The organism is Streptomyces sp. NRRL F-5135, from assembly GCF_000719775.1.
GTDB lineage: Bacteria > Actinomycetota > Actinomycetes > Streptomycetales > Streptomycetaceae > Streptomyces > Streptomyces hebeiensis.
The window spans coordinates 379,900-398,583 of sequence record NZ_JOHR01000004.1; the positions used below are offsets into that span (position 1 = coordinate 379,900).

General features: G+C 71.6%; 19 protein-coding genes. 8 read left to right on the plus strand and 11 right to left on the minus strand.

Annotated elements, in window-relative coordinates; all coding sequences use genetic code 11:
* The first annotated feature begins 82 nt into the window (after positions 1–82).
* The gene (gene ligD / locus IG02_RS0108515; RefSeq protein WP_030743774.1) at positions 83–1,000 is read left to right on the plus strand and encodes a non-homologous end-joining DNA ligase; all 918 of its coding nucleotides are present in this window, start codon (positions 83–85) and stop codon (positions 998–1,000) included.
* 66 nt (positions 1,001–1,066) lie between these two features.
* Here the strand turns inward: ligD and IG02_RS0108520 are convergent, their stop codons facing one another.
* Entirely contained in the window at positions 1,067–1,435 is a 369-nt protein-coding gene (locus tag IG02_RS0108520; protein ID WP_030743775.1) for a tetratricopeptide repeat protein, read from the minus strand.
* Between the two features lie 167 nt (positions 1,436–1,602).
* Here IG02_RS0108520 and IG02_RS0108525 point away from each other — a divergent pair, with 167 nt between their 5' ends.
* On the plus strand, positions 1,603–2,568 hold the full coding sequence (locus tag IG02_RS0108525) for a pirin family protein (protein WP_030743777.1): 966 nt from the start codon (positions 1,603–1,605) through the stop codon (positions 2,566–2,568).
* A 529-nt stretch (positions 2,569–3,097) separates the two neighbouring features.
* Here the strand turns inward: IG02_RS0108525 and IG02_RS0108530 are convergent.
* Genes IG02_RS0108530 through IG02_RS0108540 form a run of 3 tightly spaced genes read right to left on the minus strand, consistent with a single transcriptional unit; the run spans position 3,098 to position 6,224 of the window.
* On the minus strand, positions 3,098–4,621 hold the full coding sequence (locus tag IG02_RS0108530) for a tripartite tricarboxylate transporter permease (protein ID WP_030743779.1): 1,524 nt from the start codon (positions 4,619–4,621) through the stop codon (positions 3,098–3,100).
* Entirely contained in the window at positions 4,621–5,241 is a 621-nt protein-coding gene (locus tag IG02_RS0108535) for a tripartite tricarboxylate transporter TctB family protein (protein ID WP_051764671.1), read from the minus strand. The genes IG02_RS0108530 and IG02_RS0108535 overlap by 1 nt, the downstream gene beginning before the upstream one ends.
* Positions 5,238–6,224, minus strand: a complete 987-nt coding sequence (locus tag IG02_RS0108540; RefSeq protein WP_030743786.1) for a Bug family tripartite tricarboxylate transporter substrate binding protein — start codon at positions 6,222–6,224, stop codon at positions 5,238–5,240. Before IG02_RS0108540 ends, IG02_RS0108535 begins: the two co-directional genes overlap by 4 nt.
* A gap of 165 nt (positions 6,225–6,389) precedes the next feature.
* Between IG02_RS0108540 and IG02_RS0108545 the strand changes: the two genes are divergently transcribed.
* From IG02_RS0108545 to IG02_RS0108570, 6 genes are all read left to right on the plus strand, one after another.
* Positions 6,390–7,163: an IclR family transcriptional regulator gene (locus IG02_RS0108545; protein ID WP_030743788.1), complete on the plus strand. Its 774-nt coding sequence runs from the start codon at positions 6,390–6,392 to the stop codon at positions 7,161–7,163.
* Positions 7,164–7,206: 43 nt separating this feature from the next.
* A complete protein-coding gene (locus tag IG02_RS0108550; protein ID WP_030743790.1) occupies positions 7,207–7,788 on the plus strand; it encodes an RraA family protein in 582 nt (193 codons plus the stop codon).
* Positions 7,781–8,692 (plus strand): hydroxyacid dehydrogenase, encoded by a 912-nt coding sequence (locus IG02_RS0108555; RefSeq protein ID WP_030743792.1) that lies wholly within the window; start codon positions 7,781–7,783, stop codon positions 8,690–8,692. The genes IG02_RS0108550 and IG02_RS0108555 overlap by 8 nt, the downstream gene beginning before the upstream one ends.
* A gap of 230 nt (positions 8,693–8,922) precedes the next feature.
* Positions 8,923–9,684: an IclR family transcriptional regulator gene (locus tag IG02_RS0108560; RefSeq protein ID WP_030743794.1), complete on the plus strand. Its 762-nt coding sequence runs from the start codon at positions 8,923–8,925 to the stop codon at positions 9,682–9,684.
* Positions 9,684–10,889: a CaiB/BaiF CoA transferase family protein gene (locus IG02_RS0108565; RefSeq protein WP_030743797.1), complete on the plus strand. Its 1,206-nt coding sequence runs from the start codon at positions 9,684–9,686 to the stop codon at positions 10,887–10,889. The genes IG02_RS0108560 and IG02_RS0108565 overlap by 1 nt, the downstream gene beginning before the upstream one ends.
* Positions 10,886–11,761 carry a citryl-CoA lyase gene (locus tag IG02_RS0108570; RefSeq protein ID WP_078854300.1) on the plus strand — a complete coding sequence of 292 codons (876 nt, stop codon included), beginning with the start codon at positions 10,886–10,888 and terminating at the stop codon, positions 11,759–11,761. Before IG02_RS0108565 ends, IG02_RS0108570 begins: the two co-directional genes overlap by 4 nt.
* Positions 11,762–11,969: 208 nt before the next feature.
* Here IG02_RS0108570 and IG02_RS0108575 read toward each other — a convergent pair whose 3' ends face one another.
* From IG02_RS0108575 to IG02_RS0108595, 7 genes are all read right to left on the minus strand, one after another.
* Positions 11,970–14,657, minus strand: a complete 2,688-nt coding sequence (locus IG02_RS0108575) for a DUF6493 family protein (protein WP_030743800.1) — start codon at positions 14,655–14,657, stop codon at positions 11,970–11,972.
* Positions 14,654–16,081, minus strand: coding sequence for an SWIM zinc finger family protein (locus IG02_RS0108580; RefSeq protein WP_030743802.1), 1,428 nt, complete (start codon positions 16,079–16,081; stop codon positions 14,654–14,656). The genes IG02_RS0108575 and IG02_RS0108580 overlap by 4 nt, the downstream gene beginning before the upstream one ends.
* Positions 16,082–16,189: 108 nt before the next feature.
* Positions 16,190–16,585, minus strand: coding sequence for a hypothetical protein (locus IG02_RS40425; RefSeq protein WP_051764673.1), 396 nt, complete (start codon positions 16,583–16,585; stop codon positions 16,190–16,192).
* A 30-nt stretch (positions 16,586–16,615) separates the two neighbouring features.
* The gene (locus IG02_RS40430) at positions 16,616–16,831 is read right to left on the minus strand and encodes a hypothetical protein (protein ID WP_051764675.1); all 216 of its coding nucleotides are present in this window, start codon (positions 16,829–16,831) and stop codon (positions 16,616–16,618) included.
* The gene (locus IG02_RS41435; RefSeq protein ID WP_051764677.1) at positions 16,810–17,139 is read right to left on the minus strand and encodes a hypothetical protein; all 330 of its coding nucleotides are present in this window, start codon (positions 17,137–17,139) and stop codon (positions 16,810–16,812) included. Before IG02_RS41435 ends, IG02_RS40430 begins: the two co-directional genes overlap by 22 nt.
* 108 nt (positions 17,140–17,247) lie before the next feature.
* Positions 17,248–17,766 (minus strand): YceI family protein, encoded by a 519-nt coding sequence (locus IG02_RS0108590; RefSeq protein WP_030743804.1) that lies wholly within the window; start codon positions 17,764–17,766, stop codon positions 17,248–17,250.
* Between the two features lie 299 nt (positions 17,767–18,065).
* A complete protein-coding gene (locus IG02_RS0108595; protein ID WP_037802534.1) occupies positions 18,066–18,683 on the minus strand; it encodes a hypothetical protein in 618 nt (205 codons plus the stop codon).
* Position 18,684 lies beyond the last annotated feature (1 nt).

An 18,684-nucleotide genomic window follows, 5' to 3' on the forward strand; every position in this document is an offset into this window, starting at 1 on the left:
GGCGAAGGGGAGGAATGAGGGGAACGGGGGGAACGAGCGGAACGGGGAGAACCTGGGGGAACGAGAGGAAGCGGTACGCGACATGAGCACCGGCACACGGAACGTCCGGGCCGGGAACAGGACCGTGGAGATCCACCGTCCGGACAAGACCCTCTTTCCGGGGACGGGAACCGAGGGCCTCACCAAGGCCGGACTGGCCGAGTACTACCGGAGCGTCGCCCCCTTCATGCTGCCCGAGCTGAAGGGTCGGCCGCTGATGCTGGAGCGGCGCCCGGACGGGCTGGAGGGGCCACGCTTCATGCAGAAGAACACCCCCGACAGCTATCCGGACTGGATCCGCAGGGCCGAGCTGCCGAAGAGGGACGGCACCGTCACGCACACCGTGTGCGACACCACCGCGAGCCTGGTGTACCTCGCGGACCAGGCGTGCCTGACCTTCCACCGCTGGCTGTCGCGCGCCGGGCGGCCCGACTGCCCGGACAGGCTGGTCTTCGACCTCGATCCGCCGGGCGACGACTTCGAGTCCGTGCGCCGGGCCGCCCGGCAGCTGGGGGAGCTGCTCGGCGAACTGAACCTGCCGAGCACCCTGATGACGACCGGCTCCCGGGGGCTGCACGTGATCGTGCCGCTGGACGGCCGTACCGGTTTCGACGAGGTACGGGAGTTCGCCACCGATGTCGCCAGGACCCTGGCGGACCGCGACCCGGACCGGCTGACCACGGAGGTCCGCACGGACGCGCGCGGCGGGCGGCTCTACCTGGACGTCCAGCGCAACGCCTATGCGCAGACGTCCGTCGCGCCCTTCTCCGTACGGGCGAAGGAGGGCGCTCCGGTGGCCATGCCGATCAGCTGGGAGCAGCTGTCGGATCCGGACCTCGACGCACGGCGCTGGACGGTGCGCGACGCGCTGGAGCAGGCCCGGACCCGCCCGTGGTCCGCGGCACCGAGCCGGGGCCGGGCGCTGGGCCCGGCCCGCAGGAGGCTGGCGGAGCTGGGATGAGCACGCGCCCGGAAGCGCGCCCCGCGAGCACGGCCCGCGAAGCACGCTTCGACGAGCGCCGGGGATTCACGCTCCCGGCGGGAACTCCCCGTTCAGCGCGGCGGCGAGCCGCGACTGGGCGGCCGCCTCCGCCGTCCGGCCCTGACGCTCCAGCGTGCGGCTCAGCATCAGATGCGCGTACGGCTCCACCGGATCGCGCTCGATGACGGCGCGCAGCTCGCTCTCGGCCTTGGTCAGCCGCGCCGAGTGGTAGTAGGCGCGGGCCAGCAGGAGCCGCGGGGCGACCTGCTCCGGCACCTCGGCCACCAGGCCGGCGAGGATGCGGGCGGCCGTGACGTACTCCTTCGCGTCGAAGAACAGCTGGGCGCGGTCCCACCGCTCGGCGGCCGTGCCGTACTCGTAGTACGTGCTCGTCGTGCTCCGCGTGTTCTCCACGTGTCCTCCTTCGCCCGTCTCCGACAGGAGCCGTCAACGGAGCGGGCGCGGGGAATATTCCACCCCGGGGACGGAGCGCGCGTTCCTCCGAACGGGCCGGGCGGCTACGGTGACTCGGGGGTGACTCGGGCGGCTGGGCGGCTCCGGTGGGGAGTAGGTTGTGCGCCATGAGCAATCTTGATCGCCAGGCGTCCCCCACCGTCTGCGGCGGGCGGGGGTTCGTCGTCGCCGAGCCGGTCCGTGAGCTGCTGAGCCCGCGCCGGGTCCAGCTGGGCGAGTCCACCGAGGTCCGGCGGCTGCTGCCCAACCTGGGCCGCCGCATGGTCGGCGCCTGGGCCTTTGTCGATCATTACGGGCCCGATGACATCGCCGACGAACCAGGTATGCAGGTGCCGCCCCACCCGCACATGGGGCTGCAGACGGTGAGCTGGCTGCACGACGGCGAGGTGCTGCACCGCGACAGCCTCGGCAGCCTCCAGACCATCCGCCCGCGCGAGCTGGGCCTGATGACGTCCGGCCGGGCCATCTCGCATTCCGAGGAGAGCCCCCGGGTCCACGCCCGCTTCCTGCACGGCGCCCAGCTCTGGGTGGCACTCCCGGGCGCGCACCGCGAGGTCCAGCCGCACTTCCAGCACCACACCGACCTCCCCGAGGTCACCGCCCCCGGCCTGTCCGCCACCGTCATCCTGGGCGCCCTGGACGGTGCCGTCTCGCCCGGTACGACGTACACCCCGATCGTCGGCGCCGATCTCACCCTCGCCCGGGGCGCCGAAACCCGGCTGCCCCTCGAACCGGACTTCGAGTACGCCGTCCTGTCGATGTCCGGCGAAACCGCGGTCGACGGTGTGCCCGTCGTCCCCGGATCCATGCTCTACCTCGGCTGCGGCCGCTCCGAACTCCCGTTGCGTGCCGAATCCGACGCGGGCCTGCTGCTCCTGGGCGGTGAGCCCTTCGAGGAGGAGATCGTGATGTGGTGGAACTTCATCGGACGCTCCCAGGCCGACATCGAACAGGCCCGCGAGGACTGGACCTCGGGCGCCCGCTTCGGCGAGGTACACGGCTACGCGGGCAACCGCCTGGCCGCCCCCGACCTCCCGCCGACCCCTCTGAAACCGCGCGGCCGGGTGCGCTGACCTGGGGAAATGTGCAAGTGGGAGAAGGTGGCCGGAGAGGAGCTACGGCATCTCCCCTGAAGCTCTCCCCACGTGCCAAGGGACCTGTGGCCGTAGGCCTCCGCGCACTTCGGCTCCCTGCTGTTGTGGCGAGCGATCTGGTTTCGTAGCGGCGCGCGCCTACCGATGCTGCCGTGCTCAGGCGTGCGCCTGTGCTGAAGCGGGCGGCCGGGACCATCCCCGTGTCTTTGTGGGAGCGCGACAATGATCCGTCCTGGGCGCTCAGGACGCAGGAACTTCCGTGACACCGTCGAGACATGACCTCGATGTACCCCCCATCGTGGTCCACCGTCCGAGATCGCATTGACGACAAGCTCCGGCCCTCGACCCGGCTGCCACCCGTGACCGGGCCGAGGGTGCGGCCCGGTCACGGGTCGGCGAACACTCCGACGGGTCGAGGGCACCGCGAAGGCCGTGACGTCGGTGTGGCGGCCGGAGGAGCGGAAGGCCGGGGCGTCCGTCCGTGGGGGCGACGACGCCCCTGGGGACGTCAGGACGAGACCGCCCGCGGTGTCCTGGCACGGCGGCGGTTCCGGGCGCGCTGGACCAGCAGGCCGGTGACGCCGAGCGCGAGCACGAGGTAGAGGATGATCGTGATCGGGCTCGACACGAGCACCGACGGGTCGCCCTCGCTGACCGCCATCGCGCGGCGGAACTCGGTCTCGGCGAGCGGGCCGAGGATGACTCCGATGAGGACCGGGGCGACGGGCAGCCCGTACCGGCGCATGGCGAAGCCGAGCAGGCCGATGGCCAGGACGAGGACGAGATCGAGGACCTTGCCGCTGGTGGCGTAGACACCCAGCATGGCGAACACCGTGATCCCGCTGTAGAGGTAGTGCCGGGGAACTTTCAGGAGCTTCGCCCACAACGGTGCGAACGGCAGGTTGAGTACCAGCAGGACGGTCATGGCGACGAAGAAGCTGGCCAGTAGCGCCCACACGAGGTCACTGGCACGCTCGAAGAGCAGCGGGCCAGGCTGGAGCCCGTACTGGCGGAAGGCGGCCAGCAGTACGGCGGCCGTCGCCGACGTCGGCAGGCCCAGCGCGAGCAGGGCGCCCATCGCGGTGCCGGCGGTCGCGTTGCCCGCCGCCTCCGGTCCGGCCACGCCCTGGATGGCGCCCTTGCCGAACATGGAGTCCGCGCGTCGCGATCCGAGCCTGCGCTCGGTGCCGTAGGAGAGGAAGGTCGGCACCTCGGATCCGCCTACGGGGATGATGCCGAACGGTACACCGATCGCGGTGCCGCGCAGCCACGCGGGCATCGCCAGCCGGATCTCCCGGCGCGACAGCCACAGCCGGCCGGTGGACGGCATGACGCGCAGGTCCTCCGTGGTCCCGCGTCGTGCGGCGACGGCGACGACCTCGCCGAGGGCCAGCAGGCCCACGGTGATCACCACGATGTTGATGCCGTCGAACAGCTCCGGCAGACCCCCGGTGAAGCGAGCGGCGCCGGACATGCCGTCGACGCCGACCAGCGCGATCGCGAGTCCGATGACCAGGGCGGCCAGTCCGCGGAGGACCGACTCGCTCACCACGGCCGAGATGGCGACGAACGCGAAGACGGCGAGCGCCAGGTACTCGGCGGGGCCGAAGAGCGTGGCGAGTTCGGCCAGCGAGGGGGCGAAGAAGACCACGAGCACGGAGGAGAGGATGCCGCCGATGAACGCGCCGATGGCGGCGGTCGCGAGCGCCTGGGCGGCGCGACCGGATTTCGCCATCCGGTGGCCCTCGATGGACCCGGCGATCGCGGTGCTGTTGCCGGGGGTGTTCATCAGGATGCCGGCGGTCGAGTCACCGAACAGTCCGCCGAACAGCACGCCGGCGAACATGATGAACGCGCCGATCGGGTCCAGCGAGAAGGTCACGGGAAGCAGCAGTGCCACCGCCATCGCCGAGCCGAGGCCCGGAAGTACGCCGACGGCCGTGCCCAGCAGGGCGCCGACGAGCACCCACAGCATGTTCATGGGCGTCAGGATCGTGAGGAACCCGTCGCCGAGGTTGCCCAGTGATTCCATCAGAGGACTCCTGCCAGGATGCCCGGGGGAAGGCTGAGGCCCAGTCCTGCGGAGAAGGCCAGTTGAACGATGGACGAGATGGCGATCGACAGGAAGGCGTCGAACACCGGCCGACGGCTGCCCAGCGCTCTGGCGACCCCCCAGAACAACAGCGCGCCGGACAGCAGCCACCCGAGAGGGACGAGCAGGGCTATGAACGCCGCGATCGTGCCGACGAGTCCGAGCACCGCCCAGCGGTTGCTGCGGACCCTGCTCGGGGCGAGGGTGTTCTCGGCGTCGGACCCGGTGGTGTCCGCGGCGACGGTGGCGACGGTGTCGTTGCCGGCGGCGGTACCGGCGCCGGTGGGCGGAGCGCCGTCCGCCGGGGCGGTGACCTGTTCGGGCTCGGGACGGCGCACTACGTCGACGCCCAGGAGGACGGCGAACACGACGCACGCGACGGCGACCATCGTGGGGAACATCCGGGGCCCCGGTGAGGCGACGTTGGCCGGCACCTCCATGGTGAGTGTTCCGGCACCCAGCACGATGCCGGTGACGAGCAGCAGCAGCGGGACGATCAGGCCGGTGCGGCGGCGCAGGAAGGCGGCCGGTCCCGTATCCGGCACGGGGTGGGTGGTCACAGCCCCAGCTCCTCGATGATGGTGTTCACCCTCAGCTGGTCCTGGCGGATGAAGTCGGCGAACTCGTCACCGGTCAGGAGGCTGTCCACCCACTTGTTGCGGGTGAGGGCGTCCTCCCACTCGGCCGTGCGGGTCCCCTCGGTGACGATGTCGGTCAGTTCCTGTCGCTGTGCGTCGCTGATGCCCGGCGGGGCGACCAGGCCGCGCCAGTTGGGCAGGGACACGTCGACGCCCTGCTCGATGAAGGTCGGGGTGTCGATCCCCGGCACCGGCCTGTCGGCCGAGACCGCGAGGGCCCGCAGGTTGCCCGCCTCGATCTGGTCGCGGAAGTCGTTGTAGCTGCTGACCCCGATCTCGACGGTGTTCGACAGCAGCGCCGTGAGTACCTCTCCGCCGCCCGCGAACGAGATGTAGTTGACCTCCTTCGGGTCGATGCCGGCCTCGCGCGCGGCGAGTCCGGCGAGCAGGTGGTCGGTGCCGCCGAGCCCGCCGCCGCCGACGGCGTGGCTGTGCGGGTTCTTCTTCCACGCCGCCATGAAGTCCTGGAGCGTCCGGTACGGGGAGTCGGCCGGGACGATGAAGACCTGGTAGTCCTCGGCGAGCCGGGCGATCGGTGTGGTGTTCTCCAGGTTCACGCGCGATTTGTTGACCGTGATCGCGCCTTCCATCACGGTGCCGGTCATCATCAGCCGTGTGGGGTCGTCGCCGAACTCGACGAACTGCCCGAGCCCGATGGTGCCGCCGGCCCCCGGCACGTTGACGACCTGGACGTTGTTGACGATCGAGTCGCCCCGCAGGGCCTGCTGGAACTCGCGTGACGCGAGATCCCAGCCTCCTCCGGGCGCGGCCGGGGCCGTGACCGTCAGTTTCGACCTCGGAGTGGCGCCCGAGGTGGAGTTGCTCGCGTCCACGGCGGCGGCCCCCGCGAGCACCACGGTGCTCAGGACGCCGGCGACGGCGAGCATGAAACGTTTCCTCTGCACGATCACTCCCTTGTGACCCCAGACCGAGCGTGACTCCGTGCCTGGCTGGATTCGCGGTGGTCGGCTACCTCAGTATGTCCATCTGGTGGATACTGATGACCGCCAGATGGTAAACATCATTTCCAGGGCGAGGCAATGGAGATGACATCACGAAGAAGGGAACCGATGTCTCCGACAGCTGACGGGAGTGGGATCCGGGCGGTGAGCCGGGCGTGGCAGGTGCTGCGGGCGTTCACACCGGAACGCATGTCACTCACACTGACCGACCTTGTCCGCGACACGGGCCTGCCGAGGACCACCGTGCTGCGGCTCGTGGAGACGCTGGCCGGCGAGGGGCTGGTGGAGTCCGGGCGGGACGGGCGGGTCCGGGTCGGCACCAGCCTGATCGCCTTCGCGGCCTTCGCCGACACCGCCTGGACGGTCCCGCCCGCCTCACTGGCGCGGATGCGCGCCCTCGCCGCCGAGACCGGTGAGACGGTGAGCCTCTACGTCCGCGAGGGCACGGGGCGGGTCGTGGTTGGCCAGGCTCCCAGCCCCAACACCCTGCGGCATGTGGTGGAGCCGGGGGACGTCCTGACGATGTCCGTGGGATCCGCCGCGTACGTACTGCTCAGCCTCGAACCGCCGGAGGAACGGGAGCTGCTCTTCGCGCGCATCGCCGCGGAGTCCGACGGGGACGCCGAGGCGCTCCGCGCCGGAACGGAGGTCGCGGCCGAGAGGGGCTGGTGCGTCACCCACGGCGAACGCGAACCGGGCAACAGCGGTCTGGCGGTACCCGTCCCGTTCCCGGGCGGTGCCGCACCCGCCCGCCCGCCGGTGCTCGCCGTCGGCGGACCGACCGTGCGGTTCACCGAGGACAAGATCCCCGGTTTCGTGCTCGCGGTGCGCCGCTGCGCCGAGGACATCGCGCGAACCGGTCTGCCTCCCGCCCTGTACTGACCCGCCGAACTCCCGCGCCGTACTGACCCACCGAAGGAGAACCGTGCACGACTATCCGCCCCCCGGGGCGTTCCCCGTCGCCACCGTGTCCGACGCGATGGACCGCTTCGGCGTCGCCGACGGCATCCGCCCGCTGTGGCCGGGCGCGGTCCTGTCCGGCCCGGCGTTCACCGTGTGGACGCGGCCGGGTGACAACAAGGGCCTGCACACGGCGTTCGAGACGATACGGCGCGGGGAGGTGCTCGTCGTCAACGGAGGCGGCGACGTCACCCGTGCGCTGATCGGCGAGCTGGTGGTGCAGAAGGCGAAGGCGCTGGAGATCGGCGGCATCGTCCTCGACGGCGCTGCCCGGGACGTCGTCGAGCTGGCCGCACTCGGCGTTCCGGTCTTCGCCCGAGCCGTCACACCCGCGGGACCGTGGAAGACCGGTCCGTACCGCATAGGCGGCCCGATCGCCGTCGGCGGGGTGCCGGTCGGCCCCGGGGACTGGGTGATCGGTGACGACGACGGTGTGGCGGTCGTCCCGGCCGGGGAGGTCGACGACGTCATCGCCGGTACACGCCGGCTCCTCGAGGGCGAGACCGAGCGCCGGGCGGCCAACCAGCGGCTGGTGCCCCGTGGCTGACCGTCCGCTCGTCTGGATTCCCCGGCCGGTCCACGAGGACGCCCTGGCGCGCCTGCGCCCGCACGCCGACGTGCGCCTCGGGTACGGCACGGAGGGCGTCCCGTTCGACGAGATCAGCGACCGGGTCACCGCCATTCTGCTGCGTACCGAGAGGGTCGACGGCGCCATGCTGCGCGCCGCGCCGCGGCTGCGCATCGTCGCCCGGCACGGCGTCGGTGTCGACACCGTGGACATCGACACCGCGCGGGAGCTGGGGATCACCGTCACCACCACCCCGACGGCCAACAGCCGGTCCGTCGCCGAGCACGCCATGGCGCTGCTGCTCGCCGTGCGCCGGGGCATCGGCATCGCGGTCCGCGACGAGGGGGACACCCGGGCCGCGATCCGCGGGCGTGAACTCTCCGGCGCGACACTCGGGCTGATCGGTTTCGGCCGAATCGCCCGTGAGGTCGCGGCGATCGCCGGTCAGGGCTTTGGTATGCGGGTCCTGGCCCACGACCCGATGGTGCCCGCCTCCGTCATCAAGGAGGCGGGCGTCGAACCCGTGGACCTGCCGGTCCTGCTGTCCCGGGCCGACAACCTCAGCCTGCACGTGCCGCTGGTCGAGACGACCCGGAACCTCGTCGGTCTGCCGGAACTCCTGGCGCTGCCCGAGGGCGCGGTGGTGGTGAACACCTCGCGCGGGGGCGTCATCGACGAGTCCGCCCTGCTGGACGCCGTCCGGCGGGGCCACCTGGCGGGCGCCGGGCTCGACGTCACGGCCGTCGAACCGCTCCCGCGCGACCACCCGCTGCGTGACGAGCCGTCGGTCGTCATCACCCCGCACACCGGCGCGCAGACCGCGGAGGCGTTGCGCCGCATGGCCACCGAGGCCGCCGACCACATCGTGGCCGCCCTCACCTGACGGGGCGTCCGTGGCACCCACCGCGTCGGACGGGGGGCCACGGGCGGTCGCCCCACACGTCGGAGCACGTACGAGGGTGTGCCCCGGAGCAGAAGTCGAACTGAAGTCGAACTGATATTCGTACCACTAGGTGGTTCGTTTGTGCTGTCACATGGTTTTGTGGTCTGATGGCACGGCCCGCTCACCAGCGGGGGTCCGCCCCGCCGGTTGCCCCGACACGAGGGAACGGCATGCCTGAATCCGACGCCGGTGGTGTCCGCAGTGTGCAGCGCGCCGTGGACCTGCTCGCGCTCTTCGACGTCGAGCACCCCAGCCGGTCCGTACGCGAACTGGTCGACGCCACCGGGCTGCCGAAGACCACCGTGGTGCGGCTGGTCCACACACTGGAACAGTGCGGTCTGCTCTGGAGCCGGGGCGACGGCCATCTCGTTCCCGGTGCCGGACTTCTCCGGTGGGCGGAACTGGCCGGCCGGACCTGGCGGTTGCCCGAGGAGGCCCTGCGTCGCCTGGCCGAGCTGAGCGAGGCGAGCGGGGGCGAGACGGTGTCCGTCTACGTCCGCCAGCAGAACAGCCGCGTCTGCGTCGCTCGCCACGAAGGCACCCGTATGTTGCGTCACGTCGTCCGTGTCGGGGCCGAGCTGCCCCTCTGGTCGGGGGCCGCCAGCCATGTCCTCCTGTCCCGCTCGGACCGCGCCGACGTCGCCGCGGTGGCGTCCCGCGCACCCGGCGACGACTGGCGCGAGCGGCTCTGGGAACGCGCCCGGAAGGCCGACGCCGACGGCATGGCCGTCAGCCACGGCGAACGCGAGCCCGGCGTCTCCGGCGTCGCGGCCCCGGTGTTCGCCGCCGCGTCGGGCCGCCTGACCGCGGCGGTCGCGCTGGGCGGCCCGACCACCCGCTTCACCGACGAGGCCGTCGTCGGTCTCACCCCCGCCCTGCTGGACACGGCACGCGCCCTCACCGCGCTCGACTGCATCGGAGGCACCGCCTGATGACGACCCCCCTTCTGGAGGGCGTACGGATCCTCGATCTGACCAACGTTCTCGCCGGTCCCTTCGCCGGCTATCAGCTCGCTCTGCAGGGCGCCGATGTCGTCAAGGTGGAGATGCCGCAATCCGGTGACCTCGCCCGCCAGTTGGGCGCCGATCGCGCTCTGGGGGAGGAACTGCTGGGAGCCTCCTTCCTGGCACAGAACGCGGGCAAGCGCTCGCTCACCCTCAACCTGAAGGATCCGGACGGGCGGGAGGCGTTGCTGCGCGCGGTCCGCGAGGCGGACGTGCTGCTGGAGAACTTCCGCCCCGGTGTGATGGACCGCCTCGGTGTCGGCTGGGAGACACTGCGCGCCGAGAACCCCCGGCTCGTCTACTGCGCGATCTCCGGTTTCGGGCAGACGGGCCCCCTGCGTGACCGGCCGGCCTACGACCAGATCGTCCAGGGCCTCAGCGGCATGATGAGTGTCACCGGTACCGCGGACACGGCGCCCCTGCGGGCCGGGTTCCCCGTCGCCGACACGCTCGGCGGCATGGCGGCCGCCTACGCGGTCGCGGCCGCCCTGGTACGCCGCGGGCGTACCGGGCAGGGTGCCTTCGTCGACGTCTCCATGCTGGAGTCCGCGCTCACCGCCATGGGCTGGGTCACGTCCAACTATCTGATCAGCGGACGCGTGCCCGAACCCATGGGCAACGAGAACTTCACCGCGGCTCCCTCCGGCACCTTCCGCACCGCCGACGGGTACCTCAACATCGCCGCCAACCGGCAGCAGCAGTTCACGACTCTGTGCCGGCTCGTCGGGCGCGAGGACCTGACGACCGACCCCCGTTTCACGCATCCCGCCGACCGCAAGACGCACCGCGACGCCCTGCGCGACGAGGTGGAATCGGCTCTGGCCGCCCGGCCGGCGGCCGACTGGGAGGAGATCCTCTCGGACGCCGGGGTCCCGGCGGCACGCGTGCTGTCCGTGCCGGACGCCCTGGGCCTGGAGCATCTGGCCACCCGTGGCTTCGTGTACGACCTCCCCTTCCCCGACGGACGCGAACGCCCCCTGCACGTGCTGGGCAGCCCGCTGCGCGTGGACGGGGAACCGGCTACGACTCCCGCTCCGCCACCGCTGCTGGGAGAGCACACCGACGACGTGCTGGCGGAACTCGGTTACACCCCGGCGGAGATCGCCGCGCTGCGCGAAGGCGGTGCCATATGAGCGGCACGGCCGTACCAGCGGACGACGGACCGGCGCGGGAGCCCGGGAACGGTGGCGGCGCGGGCGGGAGCGAGGCGCTGATCTCCGAGCGCGCCGTGACCGACTGGTGGTCCACGGCGGTGAGCGAGATCCGGCCCGGCGAGATCCGGCTGCGCGGCTATCCGGTCGAGGAGCTCATCGGCCACATCACCTTCGCCGAGCAGATCTGGCTCATGCTCCGCGGTGAGCTGCCCACGCCGCTCCAGGGCCGCCTTCTGGAGGCCGCGCTGGTCGCCGCCGTCGACCACGGCCCGCAGGCCCCGTCGATCGCCGCGGCCCGTATGGCGGCCACCTGCGGCGTGGGACTGAACAGCGCCGTTGCGACCGGCGCGGGCCTGCTCGGGGACGTCCACGGCGGGGCGGGGCAGCAGTGCATGGAGGTCCTGCACCGGATCGACGACGGTGAGGACGCCCGCGCGATCGTCGCCGAGTACCGTCGACGCCGTGCCTACATCCCCGGATTCGGCCACCGTTTCCACCCTCGGGACCCCCGGCGGGACCCCCTGCTCGCGCTGGTGCGGGAAGCGGTCGCCGAGGGCGAGACCCCCGGGTGGGCGCTGGAGGCCGGACTGGCGCTCGAGGCCGCGCTCGCCGAGGGCCGGGACCGCTCGGTACCCATGAACATCGACGGGGCCACCGCGATCATCTACGCGGAACTCGGCTTCCCGTCCGAACTCGGCCGGGGCTTGTTCGTCCTCTCCCGCAGCGTCGGCATCCTCGCTCACGCCTGGGAGGAGACGGAGAACGGGGCCCGCATCAAAGGACCACTGCCCCGGCCGCTCCTCGCCGGTTACCACGGCACTCCGAAGCGCCACCTGGACCGGGGAGCCTGATCCGCCCCGGACACTCCGGTCGCCGCGCCCGCCGTCAGTGAGCTGGAGGAACCTGATGTGCTGCGCAGAGGACTTGACTCCGAGAGCAGATCGTGGGTGACGTCGTGTCGGTTGCCGCCGGGGTCAAGACGAGCGGGACTTGGTGACGGAGCGGATGGCGGCAGCGGAGCCACCCGCTCCCACGAATCGTCGGGATCAGGACGATCAGTCAGCAGGTGTCCCGGCTCAGCGCCGCCCTGAGCCGCCGGCCCTGCTTGATCAACTGTGATGAGCCCTTGCGCGCCGCCAGCTCGTCGATCTCCGGTATCGCGCCCCGGGCACCGGACCGCTCCGCGCAGTCGGCCGCGAGCGCGAGCAGCGCGCCGTCGGCGGGTGATGGATCTTGCGCCAACAGTCGGGGGAGGGCGCCCGAGAGCACCGTCCACACCGTGGCGTACGCGCCGGTACGCGTCGCTTCCTGCAGCGCTGCCACGACCCGCTTCGGCTTGAGGCGGCGCAGGCTGGTCAGCTCGGCGATGTCCAGGCCCAGAGCCTCCGCGTCGAGTTGTCCGCGAGCGGCCAGCACGAGCATCGCGTCCACCGCGAACAACTGTTCCTCGAAGCGCCGCGCCCCGAGCCCGTACGCCACTAGCAGATGAGTCGCGGCCCCGGCCGGGCCGCCCGACTCGGCCAGCGCGGGCAGCACGGGTACCCCATGACCGAGTTGGTCGGATTCAGCCAGGGCCGCGAAGGTCGACAGCATTCGTGCCGCGATGATCTCCCGGTGCTGGGGGAGGAGGGCCAAGGCCTGCGGGGAGCACTGTCCCTCGTCCCCGCACTTGCACGGACTGCCGACGGGGTCATGGGCGCCGAGCAGGGAGCGGAACGGCTCGGGATGGTCCCCGTGCCCGGGAAGGGCCTCGGTGCGTACGAGCACGCCGGGGCGGGGGGTCCTGAGCCTCAGCCGCTCCCTCTCCCGGGAGAGTACGGGATCGGGCAGGCCACCCGAGGCGAGCCAGGCGGCCAGTCGCTTTCCCGCCGGAGAGGTGAGCCGGTCCGCCGCGGCCCGCGCTTCGGGCGGCACTTCGCGGTCCAGCCGCAGCAGGGCCTGGGTGAGGTCCGACGGGCCGGGCTCGGTGCCCGAGTCCTCGTACGCGGCGAGCCGGGCCGCCAGCTCCGACGGGTCGATGGTTCCCGTCGTCCAGGTGGGTGTGGCCAGCAGGAACGGCAAGGGGGCGCCGAGTTCCAGCCGCGCCCCTATCTCGGCCGCGCGGCTGAGGCAGACGGACCAGATCGCCGTGTGCGGGCACTGGTATTCCTGGAATCTGAAACGGAGGGCGCCCAAACCGGACTGGACGCGGAGCGTCCTCGTTTTCTCCTTCGCGGCCTCGCCCATGACGAACATGACGACGGCTTCAAGTGCCTGTGCGAAGACGTTCTCGCTCAGCCATGAGGCAGGCTGCCGGTGCGCTGCGACGACCGGTTCCAGGGCAGCGCGGAGCCCCGCAAGGTCGGCGTGGGCGTGGACCACGAGGCTGTTCAGCGCCCGCTCCTCCTGCGCCGGGGTGCCCTTGCCGCGCAGCAGCGCGGCGACCTCCTCGGCGAGCTCGGCAGGGGCAAGCGGTGCGGGATCCAGGCGCTCGGGGCCCGGCACGGGCGGCAGGGTCTCGCCCGCTTCGGCGGACGGCGGATCGGCCTCTTCGGCGGCCACGACGCTGCCGAACTTTTCGGTCGCGCGTCGACGCAGGTCGGGGAGGAGCAGTTCGGCGCTCCCCGCCAGTTCGGCGAGGACGGCGTCGCCTGCGTGCTTGCGATGGCGGACGGCCAGCGCGAGCGCCTTGTCCTGGAGGCTGTGTTCCTCGTGGCCGAAGGCTTCGACGGCCACCGGCAGCAGTTCGTCCGTGAGGGACCGGTCGCGCTTGATCGCCTTGTCGAGCATGGCCAGTTGGGCGCGCACGATCTTCTTCTCGGGCCGGAACAGGGCGGCCCTGGACGCTTCGACCAGGTGCTCGGTCTCCAGACGGCCCGCCTCGTCGAGTTCGGCCAGCGTCTCCTGGGCGCGGGCGGCCGCCAGGGGGTGGCCGCTGGAGAGCATCCGCACCCAGGTGAGGGGGCGCGCCGCCCGATCGTCCACGGTCAGGTCCAGGGCGGTCAGCAGGGCGAGGAAGCCCTTCACGATGCCGAGTCGGCCGCCGCGCAGCAGCCGCGACAGACAGCCCTCGACCAGCATTTCGCGGCTGAGCAGTCCTTCCCGGGCGAGTGCGGCGAGTGCGTCGGGCCATCCGGGGTCGGTGTCCCAGGTGTACTGGAAGTCCGAGCCGGCCTCGTCCACCTCGAAGAGCCGCGGTACGGCCGCTTCGAGGAACGGATCGTCCCGCAGTTTCTCCTCGATCGTCCTGCCCCGCTCCGGGATGTCCCTCTCCCAGCCGAGGACGAAGCTGTCCGTCATGGGCGGCTCGCAGCCGGCGAGCAGCGACAGCCGCTTGATCAGCCGGTACTCCCACCTGCCGATGGCGCGGCGCTCCGCCAGCCTGCGCGCCACCTCGGCCAGCCAATCGGGGGCGCGGTCGCCCAGCACGCCGACGACCGCCCCGGGATCCTCATGCCCGGCCCACCACAGATCGCGGCTCGTGAGCCACTGGGCCGCGGCCGCCGCGCCGGTGCAGCACCCAGCCCCGGCGAGCAGCAGTCCCTGGCGCACCAGCAGGTACCCTTCGCCCCGCCAGGATCGCGGGGTGTCCTTGCGCCACTGCTTCAACACCGGCAGCGCCTTTCGTCGCTCGGCGTCGGTCAGGGCGCCGACCAGCTTGGGAAGGTCCTCGACGCGGCCCTCGCGCACCGCGTCCAGTAGGGCGCGGACGCCTGCCGCGGTCCCGTCGGGGACGCGGTAGTCGGGGAAGTCGTGGGTGAAGGTCATCGGGTGGCTCCGGTGGAGATGTCGGCCTTGTCATGGGCGGTGGTGGAGGCGGTCGTACGGGGCGCGGCCGTGCGGCGGGCGATGCGGACGGCGAGGGCGTGTCTGCACGGGCCGCGTCCGCCGCGGTATTCGGCCCACCAGCGGCAGGTGCAGGTCAGCCGTCCCTCGGCGGACCGTACCCGGTGGCTGTGGTCCTCGACGGTGACGGTGGCCGTCTCGCCGTCCAGATGCACCGCGCCCGCGTCGACGAGGGCACGGGCGGCGCGCAGCCGGGGGTTGTCCCGCTCGGCGCGTCCGGTGTCGTACGGCAGCTCCCGGTGGAAGTACGCCGCCTCCGCCGTGTCGTATCCGATGCGCCCTGCTGTGCCGAGGCGGGTGAGCGCGGCCCGTACCCGGTGCGGCGTCAGCCCGGACTGCACGGCGAGGTCGGCGATCTCGACGACGGGGTTCCAGGCGAGCAGCACGGACACCAGGTCGGCGTCCTCGGCCGACTCGTCCGCCGCCAGGGCGTCGAGGACGCCGCCCTCGCCGGAGAAGCCCCGTGCCGTGTCCGGGGAGAGGGTGAGGGCCAGCCGCATCCCGGGCAGGCCGATCTCCCACGCACTCGCCACCGGGCCACTGCCCGCCGTGACGGCCGGGCCGTAGATCCGCAGCCCCGTCGCATGGCGCAGCACACGGGCCAGCGCGGTCAGCCGCTCGGGCCCGGGCAGGCAGACCGCGCCGGGGACCGGCCGGGTGGTGGCGCGCAGCGAGCGGCCCGCCGGGACGACCCATCGTGCTCCCCTGGAGGCGCCACGGGTGGCGCTGGGACGTGGCAGCCCGCGGAGGTAACGTACTGCCTCGCCGGCAGGGAGTTCGGCCCGCAGGTCGAAGCCGGACGCGATCACCTGGGTCTCGGCGAAGCCGCGCAGCCAGCGCTCGGGCAGCGGCACCTTCTTCTCCACCACCGGCCCGTCGAAGGTGGTGACGGTCATGTCGTCGGGCCCGACCTCCAGACGCAGCGGGTCGCTCGCGCCCACCCGGGTCAGGGCGTCCCGCAGCGGGGCGTTCACGTCGACGTTGGTCGTGCCGTGCCCGATCTCACCGTCGACCGCGTCGCCCAGTACGTCGAGCCGTGCGTACACCCCACAGCAAGCGGAGAACGACTCGAACCTCAGCCGGTCCCCGTTCCCGGTGACGACCGGGTCGCGCCAGTGGTCGAGCTGTGGCTGGTAGTAGCGGGCGGCGGCGATGTCCGCCACGCACAGCAGTGCGGCGGCGGTGGCCTGAGGGCGTGTCAGGAAGCCGTGGAAGAAACGCGGATGAGCTTCCTGACCGGCCGGGGTGGTGCCGCCGGATGTCTCCAGACCGATGCTTCGTCCCTCTGCCGTGCGCCGCATGGCAGAGGGACGAAGATAGGCGTATGTCTGTGCCGATCTCGTCATGGCCGAGATGCTAGGGGCCACCACTGACACTTCATCGGGGGAGCGTGGCAGGTCGTCGACACCGGCACGTCGAAGCCTCCGACCGCCTCGTCAGCCGGTGCCTGCCGGTCAGCTCGCGTCGACGTACCAGGCTCCGCAGTGGTACGGAGAGGTGCCGACCGGGTCGATGCACACCCGCGCCGTGTAGTGGCGGACGGGCCGTATCGAGTACAGGTCCCGCTCCTCCTCGCCCCCGCGGGCGGCGGTGAGGGCGTCAAGGTGTGCCGGGCCGTCCTCGGGGCGGCCCTGGTCGGAGCACTGGTCGGACAGGGGATGGAGGATCCAGTCATCTCCGTTGCGGGCGTTGGCCTGGACGCTCATCAGGTCGATCGCTTCGTTCCCCCGGCCGTGCCGGGCCAGGAGTTGCGCGAGCGCGAAAGTCGAGTTGGGGTCGTGGTCCGTGGGGCGGTCGGCTTGCCGGTATGCCGTGATCGCCCCCTCCGCGTCGCCGCGCTCCTCCAGCAACTTTGCGAGCCGTTGTACGCGTACCCAGAGTCATCTGGTCGTCGCTGCCGCCCGCAGCTCGTCGAGCCGGCCGTGCCGTGCCAGCAGCGCGGCCAGTTGCTCCCGGTTGTTGAGCAGCGTCAGCGCCACGGCGAGGGAAGGCTCGCCGATGTGTGGGCGCAGCAGGGTGAACGCCTCCTCGGCGCTGCCGTGCCGGGCGAGCAGGCGCGTGTAGGACTCCAGCGCTATCGGGTGGCCGGCCTCCATGCGGACCCGGTGATCTCGATGGCCTCGTCGATGCGGCCCCAGCCCTCCAGCATCTCGGCAGCGGCTTCGAAGGCCGTCCACCAGCCGGTTGCCCGATACGGGACGAGCACCTCCAACGCGTCGGCCTGGCGGCCCTGCTCACTCAGCAACCGCGCCCACGCCAGCGCGCAGAACCACTCCCAGCCTCCGGCCCGCAGCTCCACCACGTTGACGTGGCCGCGTTCGAGCAGCCGCGAGACCAGCTCCGGCGGGATGCGGCCGGACCGCGTCCGGGCCCGGTAGTCAAGATCAGTAGCGCCGACGGCCACGCACGATAGCGCTCGCTCCTGACGCCTTGCCGGCCCCCCCGGTGGCTGGAGGCGGAACCGTCTCCGGAAAGGGTGCGGCGCTGGGTCGATACGCTCGGTGCAACCGGTTCAGCGGTGCGCGACGACCTCCAAAGTGATCTTGAGATGCCGTCCTGTCATGCCCTTGGCCTTGGTGATGCCGAAGGCGTACCTGTCGATCGTGGTAGTGCCGCTCGCCGTCATCCGCTTGCCCTCGTGGGCAACCGTGCCGAGTGTGACGGCGATCGACTGAGTCACTCCGCATACCGTCAACTCGCCATACAAAGTGGCATCAGCGCCGGATCGTTCCACGCGCTGGCCCCGGAAGCCGATCTCGGGATGCCGAGCCACATCCAGGTAGTCAGAGGACCTGACGTGGTCGTCACGCTGCTGATTGCCCGACTCGAAGCTTCCTGCCTCTATTGCGACCTGCACCAACGACTCTTCTGCCGGGTCCGCCACAGTGATCCAGCCGTGACCGATAGCGAAGGTACCTCGGACTGGGAGCAGCCCGAACATGGCGCGTGTGTCGAAGCGAACCGTTGATGCTGCCTGATCGATCTCGTATGCACCTGCCGCTGGTAGGAGCTGGTTCTCTGATGCTGCCATGAGCTCGTAGCCTCCGTGTGCTGAAGATCAACCCGTGATGGGTCAGCCTCTCGCAGCGGCAGCGGGTATGCCAGCCCCCACGTGCCAGCGTGGCTGGCAAGGAGGTCCTGGCAGGCGGTCAGAGCGTTGTCGGTTCTCGTCAACATTTCTGCGGCGTTGATTGCCAAAGTGCTGTCCGAAACCGTCGACAAACGTTGTCCGCTCGGTTCTGGCTCGCTTTCCGTGAACCGGTCACGGTGGGTCATGCGACGTAGCTCAAACGCTGTGGTTCTGGTGCGCTTCTGGGGGAGAGGGACGGTTCAGCCGTCCTGCGGGCGGTCCGGCGAGGCGCGGAGGTCCACGACGGTGGCGGCGAACGCGAGCGGTCCCGGGAGAAGCGGCACGAGCGGGGGTATCGACCAGGCGAGGAGCACGGCCAGGGGCACGGCGCAGACGAGGAGGAGCGTGCCGCGCGGGTCGGCGACCGAGCGGACCAGGGCCTCGCGGGCGGACAGCCGGTGAGGGGCGTCCAGGGCCGTGGCGCGCAGTCCCACGACCGCGGCCACCAGGGCCGTGAGGGCCAGGGCGGGCACCATCACGGCCGCTCCCGGGATCGCGCCGCGCAGCAGAGCGGTATCGATCAGCAGGACGACGACGAGAAGCGGCGGGATCAGGCCCGCGGCCAGCGTTCCCGCCGTCAGGCGGGCCCGCAGGTGGCCGATGTACACACCGGCTCCGGCCGGGGCGCCGTTGCCCGCGGTGTCACGAAGGGTCGCGGACGCGGCGGCGAACGCGGCCGGGACCGTGACGACGGGCAGACAGGCGACGCCCGTGAGCAGGCCGACGAGCAGCATGTCGGCGAAGAGGGTGAAGCCGGATCCGAAGACCTCGCCGGGCTCCCGGCGGTCGCTGGGAGGCACGGTGGGTGCGTGGTCCATG